Consider the following 13,584-nt stretch of genomic DNA (forward strand, 5'->3'; position numbering starts at 1 on the left):
CACTCGTTATCTTCGCCCAGGGCGAGTATTGGAAGCTTTGCGACATTCAGTGCTTGAGCGGGCCCGTCCACTGGCGCTCAAAACCTGCAGCGAGCCAAATTTTAACGGAGAATTCTACACATTTGCCCAAACCTTTACACCTTTCACGCCAGCAAAACGACAATCTTTTTGCGCAAGCTTGTGGCATTTAGCGTATCGCCCTAAGCGGGTGTACATTCCTTGCGCACCTGGCGCAAATATCAACCCAAGCCCCGCTCATTACAGTTGGGTGTCGATAACGATCTCGATAGGATTGGGCAGATCATCGATGGGAAGTGGCCCGCGCAACCCCTGTAGATCGCCGGCGGCGGCACTGACCTGACCGCTTTTGGAGATCCGTGCAACAATTTCAACCTGGCCTTTAGCAAACAGCCGGTCGGCACTTGTCATGGCCATAGTTTCATCCAATACAATTGTCGCCGGAAACTGAGTGGCCGCCAGCCGTGTGACCACAAGGGGCATGGGGCTGCCCTGATACTCACGGGCGTACAGAAACAAGGTGGCGCCCTGCGGTAGCTGTAAATCCGGCGCAAGCGTTACGGTCACCGGAATCGTCCAGCTCGCCTCACTGGTACCCCCTGAATCAGCGCTATTGGTGGCCGCGCCAGCCGTACTTTGGCCTCGTTGCCGGGCCTCTTCTCTGGCGCGCACAACGCCGGCCATTAATGCCTCCCGACCGGGAGCGCCTTCGGGCGTTAAATTAACGGCCGTACCCCACAGCCTGGCGGCATCGGAAAATTGCTGCTGCTCAAACGCGTTGATACCGGCCAGCCCTAGGGCCGTGGTATCTTCGGCATCGACCTCGAGGGCGCGCTCAATCAAAAACTTTATTTCGTCATTAATTTGGTTACCATTGCCCAAAAAAATCGCCTGGGCGAGCGCCGATGCGTTGCCGGGATCGGCCGGTGCGCGCTGGTAAACCTCGCGAAAACCTCGCTCGGCGGCCTCAAAATCACCAATTTGGCTGCCATAGCGGCCCAACAGGTACCAGTACTGGGCGTTATCGGGCTGGTTTTTTAGGCGCGCCTCAATGGCAGAGACCAACTCGCGGGTGGCTTTTGCCTCGGGCATTTGCCCGGCGCGCATCAGCTCCATGTTGTCACGTTCAAGCTGCTGCTGCATTTGGGCAAACAGTACGTCACCGCTAGAACCCTGATTAAAGTACATCCAGCCGCTGGCCAGCACCAACACCAACAGCGCCAACAGCAAAACGGCACCGCCGCGACGATGCAGCGGCCGCTCTTTTTCGCCTTTTTGGTCGGCAAGAAAATTACGTTGTAATTCGGCCACTAAGCGATCGTACTGTGCTTGATCGATTCGCCCCAGGCGACGCTCGTTATCAAGCTCTGTGGTGTGCTCGCGATACAGGGCCAAATTCTCGCTGCTGCGCTGATCGCCGGCCTGCTCAGGCATTGGCTCCAGTCCGGCGAGGCGCCTGGCGCGCCAAATAGGCCAGACAAAGAGTAGCGCGACCAGTAACACTGCCGCGCCCGCGGCCACTAAAAACTCACTCATCGGGTTTCTCCTGACGCTCAGGCGCGCTACTGGGTGTATTTAACAGACGGCTCAGCTCGGCCTGCTCACCGGAATCTAAAGGCTGCTCAAGTTGTTCGGCGCGCCGGCGGCGAATCATCAAAATCATGACGATGACGGCGATCACCAACAACACTGCGGGCATCAACCAAAGCGCCAAAGTGGCGGGCGTAAGCGGTGGCCGGTAAAGAATATAGTCACCGTAGCGGGCTACCATGCTGTCCGTAATTTCTTTGTCGCTGCGACCATCCTGAATTTGCTCGTAAATGTCGCGCCGCAAATCTTGCGCACTCATAGAATCGGAGCCGGCAATATTTTGGCTCTGACAGGTGGGGCAGCGCATTTCATTGATAAAGGCTTTAAAGCGCGCTTCATCAACCTCGTTATCAAATTGGTAGATGGCCTCGGCGGAGCACACAGAGGCAAAAAATATCAGTAAAGGAATCAATAGTTTGAGCATCTTCAACAACCTTATACATGTTTTAGCGAGTATACCCACCTGCCGCATTCTATGCGAGTAAGCCACTCTTATAAGCCAAGCTTTTTACGCCACAAAAAAAATAACAACAATTGAGAAAAAGTGGTTGACGTCTGCGCGCGAATCATTAGAATACGCACCTTCTGAACGCGGGTGGTTAGCTCAGCTGGGAGAGCATCGCCCTTACAAGGCGAGGGTCACAGGTTCGATCCCTGTACCACCCACCATTTAAGTAAGCGTTCAAACCGGGTTAGTTTTGCGGACCGGTAGTTCAGTTGGTTAGAATGCCGGCCTGTCACGCCGGAGGTCGCGGGTTCGAGTCCCGTCCGGTCCGCCACTATTTAAAGAAGCTCCTCACCTGAGGGGCTTTTTTTATGTCTGCAACATTGGGCCATTTAGGTGGACAGGACGATGAACCCGCGAAGCGGTGTTCGACAAATTGGCACGACTGCATGGATGCAGGAGGTAGAGCAATGCAGGAGCAATTGCCGAGGATAGCCAGTTTGCACAGCTCGCCGAGCTGCCCGCAGGGTGAGGGCCAAGGATGGCCCGAATGTTTCCCGTCCGGTCCGCCACTATTTAAAGAAGCTCCTCACCTGAGGGGCTTTTTTTATGCCTGCCTTTTTCTTTTTAAACGATTAATTGACGATGCAATAAAGCCGGGACTTAGAGCTGGAGAGTTAAAAAGGCCCCTGCGAGTCAGGAGGCCTTTTAAGTGATGGCGAGGCTAACCGCTATGACTCGTTTAACGAGCGATACAGCGGCTCCAGTGTTTCGCGCCACACACGATCATCAACAACCCCGATATGGCGATAGCGAACAATCCCCTCGCGATCAATGACAAAGGTTTCTGGCGCACCGGTAACACCTAAGTCGAGCCCCAGCCGTCCCTCACTATCAAAAATGCTGTATTCGTAGGGGTTGTGTAAATCTTTAAGCCACTTGCGCGCAGGCTCACGCTCATCTCTGTAGTCGACACCGATAATATGCACGCCTTCACTAGCGAGCTTAACCAAGTATGGGTGCTCAGCCTTACAGGCAAAGCACCAGGTTGCCCAGACATTTAGCAGGGTAACCTGCCCTTTTAAGTCATCGGCGGTGACGATTCGGGTTTCATCCTCAACCGTAGTTAGCTCAAACTCGGGGACTTTATTGCCCACTAACGCCGAGGGCATCGCGTTCGGGTCAAGCGAAAGCCCCACATAAAACAGCGGCAGCAAAATTAATAAAATAATAAGCGGAGCAAATAATTTTAAACGACTCACTAGGCGCCCTCCCCGACAGCACCCGCCAGAGCGGCTTTTTGCTTGGTTACCGCCCGCTTGCGGTAGCGCTTATCGATAACCGCGAGAAGCCCGCCAGCCGCCATCATTAATGCAGCCAGCCAAATCCAGCGCACAAACGCTTTATAGTGCACCCGCATTGCCCAGCTATCCGCATCGATATTGTCGCCCATCGCGATGTAGACGTCGCGGGTAAAACCCGGGTCGATGGCGACTTCGGTCATAATTTGCCCTCCGGCCAAATAGCGACGTTTTTGCGGCTTTAACACACGTAAAGTGCGTCCGTCTTTTTTCATACTGACAGTCGCCTGATCGGCCACATAATTAGGCCCGCGAACTTTGTCGAGCTGCTCCAGAGTAAATTGATACCCCGCCACCTCTACCGGCTTGCCAACGTCCATACGCAATTTTTGCTCGTCACTGTAGTGACTGGTAAAGCACACCCCAAGTACCGCTAACGCTATGCCGAGATGCGCCACCACCATGCCGTAGTAACTTAAGCTAAGTTGCCTTAACCCTTTGCCCCGGCCATGTTTGTTAGCACTTTTTAACCACAAATCTTTAAGCGTTGTGAGGGCTACCCAAGCCCCAAGGAACGTAGCCAGTACCATGCTGAGCGCAAAGTCACCCAACAGCCACGGAACGATGAGCGCGACTATCAGGCTGGCAATCAAGGGGGAAATTAACGTTTTGCGTACCGCACCTAACTCACTGCGCTTCCAGCGGCTGGCCGGCGCAACCCCCATCAACAGACAGATAAGCACCATAAAAGGCAAAAAGGTCAGGTTAAAATACGGGGCACCCACGGAGTACTTGCCAAGCTTAAGGGCATCGGCCACCAGCGGAAACAGCGTGCCGAACAATACTGTCAGCATGCTGATAACCAACAGAGCATTGTTGGCCAGCAACAAGGTTTCGCGTGATAACCAGGTAAAACCGGGCGAACTTTTTACCACGGGGGCGCGCAACGCAAACAACAGCAGTGAGCCGCCCACGACGACCGCTAAAAAGATAAGAATAAAGAGTCCGCGCTCTGGGTCATTGGCAAACGCGTGCACCGAGGTTAACACTCCGGAGCGCACTAAGAAGGTGCCTAACAGACTCAGCGAGAACGCAAAAATTGCCAGCAGAATCGTCCAGCTTTTAAACAAGCCGCGCTTTTCGGTAACGGCCAAAGAGTGAATCAAAGCTGTGCCGACTAACCACGGCATAAACGAGGCGTTTTCGACCGGGTCCCAAAACCACCAGCCGCCCCAACCTAACTCGTAGTACGCCCACCAACTGCCCAGGGCAATACCAATGGTTAAAAAGGCCCAGGCCGTGGTTGCCCAGGGGCGCGACCAGCGCGCCCAGGCACTGTCGAGCTTACCCGTTAGCAACGCGGCAATGGCAAACGCAAACACCGTACTAAAACCGACATAGCCCATATAAAGCAGCGGCGGGTGAAAGATTAACCCCGGGTCTTGCAACAAGGGGTTAAGGTCGGCGCCATCCAGTGCCGCCAGCGGCAAAATCCGGTCGAATGGGTTAGAGGTAAACAGGATAAACATCAAAAATCCCGTGGCGACAAATCCCATAATCGCCAGCACCCGTGCCTGCAAATCTAACGGCAGGGCTTTACTAAAAACGGTAATGGCAAACGTCCAGCCGGACAGCATCAAAATCCACAGCAACAACGAGCCTTCATGCCCGCCCCAGACGGCACTCACCTTGTAGTAAACGGGCATTAAACTGTTGGAGTGGTTGGCCACGTAGGCCACCGAAAAATCATCGTGGACAAACGCCCACAGCAGACAGCCAAACGCAATCGCGATCAAAACAAATTGTCCGGTCGCCAGCGAGCGGGCCGATAACATCAAAGGCAGTGAGCGAACCTGTGCCCCCAGTAGCGGTAAAACAAACAGCGCGGCACTAATAAACAGCGCCAATATCAGTACAAAGTGCCCAAACTCAGGAACCATAAGACATTTCCTCGCACGTGGCCTCGTGCTTTTCGCCGTTATTCATGGCTTCGGCGACTTCCGGGGGCATGTAATTTTCATCGTGTTTTGCCAACACCTGATCGGCGTAAAAGACGTTGTCGTCTTGCCACAAGCCATTGACCACAGCGGCCTCACCCTCGGCAAACAGGTCGGGCAAGATGCCGTCATAACTAACCTTTAATGAACCTTCCGGGTCCACCAGGGTAAAGCTAACCTGCAGTGATTCGTCACTGCGCACCACGCTGCCCGGGCTGACACACCCCCCGGCCCTAAGGCGCACACCGCGTGGCACCTCGTTGGCGGTGAAGGCTTTAGGCGGGTAAAACAAGTTGATGTTTTGGCGCAGCGCGTAAACCAATAAGCCGACGGCAATACTGGAGAACACCACGATGGCAATAACAATAAGTAGGCGTTGTTTTCTGGCAGGATGCATAGGGTCTTCCGGTTAAGGCGCGTTAGCGCTTGCCTGTTGATGCCGCGCTTGCTGCATCTTTTGCATGGTTTGTTGACGATAGATACGGGTTAGTTGAGAGCGCGCATTAACCACCGGATACACCAATAATGCGGTGAATATAACAAGTGCGATCGCAACACAGGCCCAGACATAAATGCCGTGGCCAGACATGTGTAAAAAGTCCGCCAAGGAGTCAAACCGAAACTCGATCATAGGGTATCACCTGCTGTACCGGCGGCTTTTGTGCATTTAGTCTGGGCGAGCTGCGTTACCCATTTGGTGCGCGCTTCTCGCACAAGAATTTCCCGGCGGGCATACAGAATTAACGCGAGGGTATAAAAGCAGTAGTAGGCCAAAATACACAATAGCAATGGGTAAAGCATACTGGGGTGGATACTGGAGCCACCGCTCAGCTTAATGCTGGCGGGCTGATGTAAGCTGTACCACCAGTCGACGGATTTATAAATGATGGGGACGTTAATAGTGCCCACCAGCGCGAGAATCGCACAGGCTTTGTCGGCGGCATCGCGACTTGGGTACACCTCGGCAAGCACCACGATGCCGGCATACAAAAACAGCAGCACCAACATAAAAATATTGCGCGCATCCCACTCCCAGAAAGTCCCCCAGGTGGGGTGCCCCCAGAGAGAGCCGGTGGCAAGAGTTAACAGCGTGAGAGCGGCGCCTATGGGAGCGGCCGATTTCATAACCATAAAGGGCAGCTTCATCTTCCAGATTAAGCCCACGGCCCCGGCAATGGCCATAATGTAGTAGCCAGCCAGCGCCAGCGCCGCCGCTGGCATATGAATAAAGATAATGCGGTAACTATTGCCCTGCTTGCTATCGATGGGGGCAAAACCCAGCCCCCAGCTGATACCCACCACCATAAGTATTATGGTTAGGGGGGCAAACCACACAAGCCAGCGGCCTGATTTTTCGTAAAACCAGCGGGGCGAACCGAGTCGATGAAACCATTGCCAAGCCAAGTGTCTACCTCATTCATTATTATCAGTGGTTGGAGGAAATTCGCAGCGCGCCGGCGGCAGCCAGCGGCATAATTAAAATTGCCATCGCCAGCGCAGCCCCCAGTAACGCCAGACCCTGAGTTGCACCAAGACCCGCAATGGCGGAACTGACCGTATTGGCGCCAATAATAAGCACCGGTAAATACAGCGGCATAATAATCAGGGTCAATACCAGTGCACTACTGCGTAGGCATACCGTGAGAGCGGCCCCCAATGCCCCAATCAAGCTCATAATGGCCGTGCCGACCGTTAACGATATCACAAGCGGCCAATAACCCCCAGATGGCAGCGATAGCATCACACCCAGCAAGGGGGCGATCAGTGCCAGAGGCAGCCCTGTAGTAAGCCAGTGGACAATCACTTTAGCCAGCACGGTAAGGTATAACGGCTGGGGGGACAAGATAAATTGAGTTAAGCTGCCGTCATCAAAGTCCTGCCGAAACAAACTATCCAGCGACAGCAAAGTAGCCAGCAGCGCCATTATCCAAATCATCCCCGGGGCAATGGTAGCCAGCAACTGATCCGAGGGGTCGACCCCCAGCGGCAGTAAGGTAATACTGATTAAGAAAAACACCAAAGGGCTTGCGATATCACTGCGGTTGCGCCACACAGAGGTTAAATCCCGGCGGATAATGGCCCTAAAACCGGCACCCAGGGGATAGCTATGTTGAACTTCAGGCATAGTCAGCATCCGCAGCGGGTTGAAACAGGGATAAATCCAGTGTCGCAAAATTGGCCATCGCCAGTGGTTGGTGTGAGGTGAACAACACAATACCGCCCTGCTGGGCGTGACGGGCCATGGTGGCCTCAAGCTTATGCACGCCGGCTTTATCAATGGCGGTGAAAGGTTCATCGAGCACCCACAAGGTGGCACGGCTAAGGTAAAGTTGCGCTAGCAGAACACGGCGTTTTTGCCCGGCCGATAGCGCAAAACTGGGCGAGTGCTCAAAGCCTGCCAAATTAACCTGCACTAAAGCCTCGGCGATAGCGGCCTCTGTAACCGGGGGGTTTAACGCGCCCAGCCACAACAGGTTTTCGCGTACGGTCAGTTGCGGTTTAACCGGCACCTGATGCCCCAGATAAAGCAGCTCCTGGTGAAACGCTTGCCGTTGACTGGCGGTAGAGCGGCCGCGCCAGCGGATGTCGCCACTGACCGCCGGTAGCAATCCGGCCAGTGTGTTGAGTAAGGTCGTCTTGCCAGCACCGTTAAAGCCCACAATTTGCAGCAACGTACCGGCCGGGCAATTGCACTGAACGCCACTGAACAGCACACGGCCATCGCGCTCGCAGCTAAGGTTATCCAGTGTCAGTAGCGGTTCAGTCACGTTTTTATCCAATATCCGGGTACGACGGCCAGCGGATACTGGCGCTCAAACTTTTGTGTCGGCGGCCGACACAGTCTGTATACAGTGGCGCCGATTATATAGGCGTTGACCGCAAATGTTTACCCGGCGACACTGATTAGTCGACGAGTCGCCCCAAAATTGCTATGGAATCGCTCTATGCCTGTTGATATACCCGGCCTATACACGCAAGCAGGCGGTTTAAAACGCCCGGCAACGGCCAGCTTTGCCGCGCCAGGCGCGTTACCGCTGGCGCCGGGCGAACAAGCTCAGGCTCAGGTATTAAAAAGCACCCCATTAAACGCCGCTTTAAGCGCCAGGCTGCTGGGCACAGGCGCCCAGGTAAGCCAAGGTCCAGCGGGCAGTGGCGCCGAAACCGCCGAAACGGCCCGCAGCGCCCTGTTAAATAGTTACCGCAGCGCAATGGCGCGCAACGAAATGCATCTGGCCGCCCTGCTGATTCGGGGGAAAAGCGTCACAACCGTGGTCGACCAGCCCTTAGTAAAAGGCCAGTTTCTGAATGTGCAACTGACGCAGCAGGGCCGTCTGACAGCGTTAAACGCAAAATTTGATACCCCAAACCTCGCCGCACCGGTATCGGCTAAATCGACGGCCCTGATTGCGGCGCTGAAACCGGTATTGCGCGAGCTGCTGCCGCGTCAAGGCCAGCAGGACTTGCTCTCGCAACTGCAGCGACTGCCCAACGTATCCTCCAACTTAACTCAGGTCGGTGGCGACAAAAGCCTGGGAAAACTGCTGGGCCAGATTGATCAAATCGCCCTTAACCTGAACGCCCCGGCCTCGGGCAAGGCCGTCCGTACCGCGCTGGAACAAAGCGGCACACTGCTAGAGCCCAGGCTCATGCGCGCCATTCGCAGCCCAACCCCCAATGCCGCGGTTAAAGATGTGCTGGCACAAGATTTAAAAGCGGCCTTGCTGCAATACCTGGCGCCACTGCGCCCTACCGGCACAAATCCAACCCCCGCCGGTGCAGCGACACCCGCGCCGTCAACGCCCGCCCCATCGCAGCCGGTGACCGGCGAGCTCGCCCTGCCCTCACTGATGCAAATGCTCAGCAGTCACAGCCAAAACAGCGGCGGTGGATCTTTGCGCATGTTGCAAACTCAGCTGGTGTTGCTAATGCACCAGCTGAGCCTAAACACACTGGCGCGGGTGCGGCTTAACCAGCTTCAGCCTGAAGCCAGATCGGTACGCGGTGCCGAGGCGACCGTTCAGGCACCCTTGACGTTTGATATTCCTGTGCGCCTAGACGGCCATTTATACCCGGCCCATATCGAGATCGAAGAATACGCGGATGAAGATAGCCCCCCGGAGGGCAGCAGTGAAACTGTGCGGGTATGGCAGGTTAATTTAACGCTCGAACCGCCCGGGATAGGTGAATTTTTTGTGCGATTGCGCCTGCGCGCCGAAAAGCTCAGCGTAGTTTTTTGGTCAGAGCAACCACAGGCGCTCGCAAAAGCCGAGGCCTCTTTCACTGGCATTCGTAACGCACTGGCAAAACACGATATCGATGTGCGCGATGTGCAGTTCCATCAGGGGGTGCCCCCTCACAAGGGCAACCAGCTGAGTTACCACTTAGTGGATATAACAACCTAAGTGAGCATTAAGAGCCTAAGCGGCTATGTTTGGAAATAAATGATGAGCGATGAATTTACCGACGCCGAGCTGCAAAAAGCCGTAGCCCTGTATTACGATGGCACCAGTGCACCGGTTATTAGTGCCACTGGCACAGGTGAGATTGCGCAGCAAATTATCGACCTCGCCGAGGCCCACGAGGTGCCGCTTTGCGATAATGCTACCCTGGTGGATTTTTTGATCACCCTGGAGTTGGGCGATGCAATATCAGAGAAGCTTTATCTGGCCATTGCCCACATCATTGCTTTTGCCTACGATTTACGGGGGATAATCCCGGAGGAGGCAACGCCCGCAGACGCCAACGACACTAACCCCGCTACTTAATGGCTTTAAACATCTCGATGGTTTCGGCGCGCGACGCTTTTAGATCCACCATCGGTGCCGGGTACTGAGCACAAGTTCCCGCCGGGTTATGAATTTTTTTACCTGTCACCGCTTGCAGCTCGGGGACAAACCGGCGAATAAACTCGCCCTCTGGGTCAAAACGCTCTGACTGGGTTTGCGGGTTCATAATCCTAAAATAAGGCGCCGCATCGGTGCCGGTAGAGGCACTCCACTGCCAGCCACCGTTGTTGGAGCAAAAATCGGCATCGATCAACTGCTCCATAAAATAACGCTCGCCCAAGCGCCAGTCGATGCGTAAATTCTTGGTCAGAAACATAGCGGTAATCATGCGTAAACGGTTATGCATCCAACCGGTTTGGTTGAGCTGACGCATCGCCGCATCGATGATGGGAATTCCGGTTTGTCCTTCACACCAACGGGCAAAATCCTTCTGATCCGTGCGCCAGGCAAAACCTTCGGTATAATTTTGCATGGGCTTGTGACGACTGAGCGCCGGAAACGCCGCGATGATATGCATATAAAAATCACGCCAAATCAGCTCGCCCACCCAACATGCGGCGCCCTCATCCTCCTGCCAGCTTCCCGGCGAGGCATCCCGTGCCGCGATAAAACACTGCTTAGGTGACAACACGCCAATGGCAAGATACGGCGACACCTTGGCCGTGCCCTTCACCGCCGGGTAATCCCGCTGTTGCTGATACTGCGCTATTCGCTCGCGGCAAAAGTCAGCCAAAATATCGTCCGCCGCCTGCTCACCAATAGGCCACAGCGGGGCCATGGCTTTTTCCAGCGGCGCATCCCAACACCCCTTAAAAACTTTTTGTATCTGTGCCTGGATGTCCGGGGGCAATTGCACCGGTGGCACAGCGGGCTTCATATCTGTTTCATAACTGGTAAACGCAACCGCTTTGATTTGGTCGCGCCAGGCGCGGGCAAAGGGTGTGTAAACTTTATAGGGCGTATCTTGAGCGGTGGTAACCATGCCCGGAGGCACCAGCGATCGGTCGTGATAGCGCTTGCAATTGATGCCGTCAGCCTCAAGCTGAGACACCACGGCTTTATCCCGGCGCAATTCATTGAGCGGGTATTCGGCGTTAAACACGAGCTTAGTAACACCCTGTTGTCGGCAAAGCTTGCTCAGAGTAGACGGAATGTCGCGGGCCCGCTTTACCCGCAACACCGTAAAGCTACGCCCCGCGTTGATAAATGCCTGCTGCAGCAGCTGTAGATGTTGCTGGATAAACCATAGCTGACGCGGGTTAATAGGATGTTCGTCAATAAACTGCTCGCACAGGATATAGCAGCCCATTAAATCGCCGGTGCAATGTTTTAAACCGTGATAAAGCGCGGGGTTATCCATCACGCGCAAGTCGTTTCGAAACCACATTAACGTGTTCATAGCAGCCAAATATTGTGTGTTGCACTCAGACAATAGCGTTACCGCGCAGGGCGCTACTCTTCATTGGTGTTGCGCAGCCCCAGCGTCTCGGGGTGTGGCGACCAAAATGTTTGTTGCTGTAAATAAGGGTCGTCCACTTTGCGCAAATGGTGTTTAAGCAGGGTCAGCGGCACCACAAGGGGAACCATGCCGGTGCGGTAATGCTCGATAAGCTCACCGATCTCGGCTTTCTCATCGGCGCTGGTGGTATTTTTTAAATAGCCGCGTAAGTGCATTAAGGCATTGGTATTGCCCTTGCGAGTCACTTTTTGCGCTAACGCCGTCATAAACAGCTCAAAAAAAGTGTCGCAGATTTGTGCGATGGGGGCCGCTTTTAAATTGGCGAGTACCGGGCCAATGCTCCGATAGGCCTGTAGGTCATGAGCCATTACCTGATATTTGTAGCGCGAATAAAAATCCAGTAATCGCTTGGCGCTTGGCGCACTGGCGACATTGGTGCGCCAGTCATGGTAAGCATACACCCGGGTAATAAAGTTTTCGCGCAAGCGGGCGTCGTTTAAGCGGCCCGCCTCTTCGACGGGTAATAGCGGAAACTCGCGGGTGATCACCTCGGCAAAGGCGCCGCGGCCATCGTTATCCACTAACTGACCGCTATTGTTGTAACGCTTTACCGAAAACACGCCACAGCTGGGCGATTTTTGCATAAAAATATAACCGCACAGCGGTTCTATTTGCGGTAGCACCCGCTCGGCATAGTCGGCCAGAGGCTCGGTAACATCCAGCGTGGTATCGCGGGTTCCCCGCACTAGAGTGCCCTGCTCACCGGCCACCAACCTAATGGGTTGACGCGGCGTGCCCAAACCAATAGCCACCTCCGGGCAAAGGGATAAAAACTCGAAATATTGACTGAGCTGGTCAGTCACATAACGTGAGCGCTTGTGGCCACCGTCAAAGCGGACCCGCTCGCCCATTAAACACTGGCTGACACCGACTGGAATTTTTTTGTTCATGGCGTAATTACGAGCCGGCGCGGCGAGCGGATCACCGCACTGGCAGGTAAAATTTCCTAATAGGAGGGAAGGTGCATAGTGCTAAACAGCTCATCCAGCTCTGCCCGGGAATGACAGCTGTAGGCTTGATCGACCACTTCACGGGTAAGGTGCGGGGCAAACTGCTGAATAAAATCGTACATAAAGCCCCGAATAAAGGTGCCCCGGCGAAAGCCAATTTTGGTAACACTGGCATCAAACAGATGATCGGCATCCAGAGCCACCAAGTCATTGTCGGCGGACTCCTCGAAAGCCATTTTGGCAATAATACCAATACCCAAACCAAGCCGAACGTAGGTTTTAATCACATCCGCATCGGCGGCGGTAAACACCACTTTAGGCGCAAGCCCTTTGCTGATAAAGGCTTCATCCAATTTAGAGCGGCCGGTAAAACCAAATACGTACGTCACAATCGGGTGCTTGGCCACCTCTTCCAGCGTTAACTCAGAAAGTTGCGCTAAGGGGTGGTTGCGGGGTACGACAATGCAGCGGTTCCAGCGGTAACACGGCATCATCACCAAATCGCTGAACAGCTCGAGAGCTTCAGTGGCGATCGCAAAGTCTACCGTACCGTCGGCGGCCATTTCAGAGATTTGCATCGGTGTCCCCTGGTGCATATGCAAAGAGACATCCGGGTACTGCCCAATAAACTCTTCAATAACGCGAGGTAGCGCATAGCGGGCCTGAGTGTGCGTTGTGGCGATAGACAGGCTGCCTTTGCGCTCATTGCTAAACTCCTGCGCTACCTGCTTGATGCTTTCTACTTTGCGTAAAATTTCACCAGCTGTCTTTAAAATCGCCTCGCCCGCCGGCGTAATACGCGTTAGATGTTTACCACTTCGGGAGAAGATTTCGACCCCAAGCTCATCTTCTAATAGCCGTATTTGCTTACTGATACCCGGCTGAGAGGTGTACAGGCTCTGCGCAGTCGCGGACACATTAAGGTCGTGGTGTGCTACTTCCCAAATGTATCGCAGTTGTTGCAGCTTCATAAGCCC

At 54.4% G+C, this 13,584-nt stretch carries 14 protein-coding genes and 2 tRNA genes; 4 read left to right on the forward strand and 12 right to left on the reverse strand.

Annotated features, from left to right (window positions below):
* Positions 1-258: 258 nt before the first annotated feature.
* Both ccmI and AAC019_RS07155 read right to left on the reverse strand, forming a co-directional pair.
* Positions 259-1,554 carry a c-type cytochrome biogenesis protein CcmI gene (gene ccmI, locus AAC019_RS07150; RefSeq protein WP_339897959.1) on the reverse strand — a complete coding sequence of 432 codons (1,296 nt, stop codon included), beginning with the start codon at positions 1,552-1,554 and terminating at the stop codon, positions 259-261.
* The gene (locus tag AAC019_RS07155) at positions 1,547-2,032 is read right to left on the reverse strand and encodes a cytochrome c-type biogenesis protein (protein ID WP_339897960.1); all 486 of its coding nucleotides are present in this window, start codon (positions 2,030-2,032) and stop codon (positions 1,547-1,549) included. Before AAC019_RS07155 ends, ccmI begins: the two co-directional genes overlap by 8 nt.
* A 169-nt stretch (positions 2,033-2,201) precedes the next feature.
* Between AAC019_RS07155 and AAC019_RS07160 the strand changes: the two genes are divergently transcribed.
* Together AAC019_RS07160 and AAC019_RS07165 are read left to right on the forward strand one after the other, a co-directional pair.
* Positions 2,202-2,277, forward strand: a tRNA-Val gene (locus AAC019_RS07160).
* Between the two features lie 33 nt (positions 2,278-2,310).
* Positions 2,311-2,387: transfer RNA gene (locus AAC019_RS07165), tRNA-Asp, on the forward strand.
* Positions 2,388-2,784: 397 nt separating this feature from the next.
* Here the strand turns inward: AAC019_RS07165 and AAC019_RS07170 are convergent.
* Genes AAC019_RS07170 through ccmA form a run of 7 tightly spaced genes read right to left on the reverse strand, consistent with a single transcriptional unit; the run spans position 2,785 to position 8,119 of the window.
* Complete coding sequence (locus AAC019_RS07170; RefSeq protein ID WP_339897961.1) at positions 2,785-3,315, reverse strand: DsbE family thiol:disulfide interchange protein; 531 nt, start codon at positions 3,313-3,315, stop codon at positions 2,785-2,787.
* Positions 3,315-5,294 (reverse strand): heme lyase CcmF/NrfE family subunit, encoded by a 1,980-nt coding sequence (locus AAC019_RS07175; protein WP_339897962.1) that lies wholly within the window; start codon positions 5,292-5,294, stop codon positions 3,315-3,317. Before AAC019_RS07175 ends, AAC019_RS07170 begins: the two co-directional genes overlap by 1 nt.
* Positions 5,284-5,748: a cytochrome c maturation protein CcmE gene (ccmE, locus tag AAC019_RS07180; RefSeq protein ID WP_339897963.1), complete on the reverse strand. Its 465-nt coding sequence runs from the start codon at positions 5,746-5,748 to the stop codon at positions 5,284-5,286. The genes AAC019_RS07175 and ccmE overlap by 11 nt, the downstream gene beginning before the upstream one ends.
* A gap of 12 nt (positions 5,749-5,760) precedes the next feature.
* Positions 5,761-5,982 carry a heme exporter protein CcmD gene (ccmD, locus tag AAC019_RS07185; protein WP_339897964.1) on the reverse strand — a complete coding sequence of 74 codons (222 nt, stop codon included), beginning with the start codon at positions 5,980-5,982 and terminating at the stop codon, positions 5,761-5,763.
* A complete protein-coding gene (ccmC, locus tag AAC019_RS07190; RefSeq protein ID WP_339897965.1) occupies positions 5,979-6,755 on the reverse strand; it encodes a heme ABC transporter permease CcmC in 777 nt (258 codons plus the stop codon). Before ccmC ends, ccmD begins: the two co-directional genes overlap by 4 nt.
* A 22-nt stretch (positions 6,756-6,777) precedes the next feature.
* On the reverse strand, positions 6,778-7,476 hold the full coding sequence (gene ccmB / locus AAC019_RS07195) for a heme exporter protein CcmB (RefSeq protein WP_339897966.1): 699 nt from the start codon (positions 7,474-7,476) through the stop codon (positions 6,778-6,780).
* Entirely contained in the window at positions 7,469-8,119 is a 651-nt protein-coding gene (gene ccmA / locus AAC019_RS07200; protein ID WP_339897967.1) for a cytochrome c biogenesis heme-transporting ATPase CcmA, read from the reverse strand. The genes ccmB and ccmA overlap by 8 nt, the downstream gene beginning before the upstream one ends.
* Before the next feature lie 177 nt (positions 8,120-8,296).
* Between ccmA and AAC019_RS07205 the strand changes: the two genes are divergently transcribed.
* Positions 8,297-9,754: a flagellar hook-length control protein FliK gene (locus tag AAC019_RS07205; RefSeq protein ID WP_339897968.1), complete on the forward strand. Its 1,458-nt coding sequence runs from the start codon at positions 8,297-8,299 to the stop codon at positions 9,752-9,754.
* A gap of 42 nt (positions 9,755-9,796) precedes the next feature.
* Positions 9,797-10,117: an EscU/YscU/HrcU family type III secretion system export apparatus switch protein gene (locus tag AAC019_RS07210; RefSeq protein ID WP_339898010.1), complete on the forward strand. Its 321-nt coding sequence runs from the start codon at positions 9,797-9,799 to the stop codon at positions 10,115-10,117.
* On the opposite strand, the gene phrB is transcribed toward AAC019_RS07210, so the two are convergent.
* The 3 genes from phrB to cysB all read right to left on the reverse strand — a co-directional run bounded on the left by phrB (position 10,110) and on the right by cysB (position 13,578).
* A complete protein-coding gene (gene phrB / locus AAC019_RS07215) occupies positions 10,110-11,525 on the reverse strand; it encodes a deoxyribodipyrimidine photo-lyase (RefSeq protein ID WP_339897969.1) in 1,416 nt (471 codons plus the stop codon). The genes AAC019_RS07210 and phrB overlap by 8 nt on opposite strands.
* Positions 11,526-11,590: 65 nt before the next feature.
* Positions 11,591-12,547 (reverse strand): DUF523 and DUF1722 domain-containing protein, encoded by a 957-nt coding sequence (locus AAC019_RS07220; RefSeq protein ID WP_339897970.1) that lies wholly within the window; start codon positions 12,545-12,547, stop codon positions 11,591-11,593.
* Positions 12,548-12,603: 56 nt separating this feature from the next.
* Positions 12,604-13,578, reverse strand: coding sequence for an HTH-type transcriptional regulator CysB (gene cysB / locus AAC019_RS07225; protein ID WP_339897971.1), 975 nt, complete (start codon positions 13,576-13,578; stop codon positions 12,604-12,606).
* Between the last annotated feature and the right edge of the window lie 6 nt (positions 13,579-13,584).

It is taken from the genome of uncultured Gilvimarinus sp. (assembly GCF_963975215.1).
Classification (GTDB): domain Bacteria; phylum Pseudomonadota; class Gammaproteobacteria; order Pseudomonadales; family Cellvibrionaceae; genus Gilvimarinus.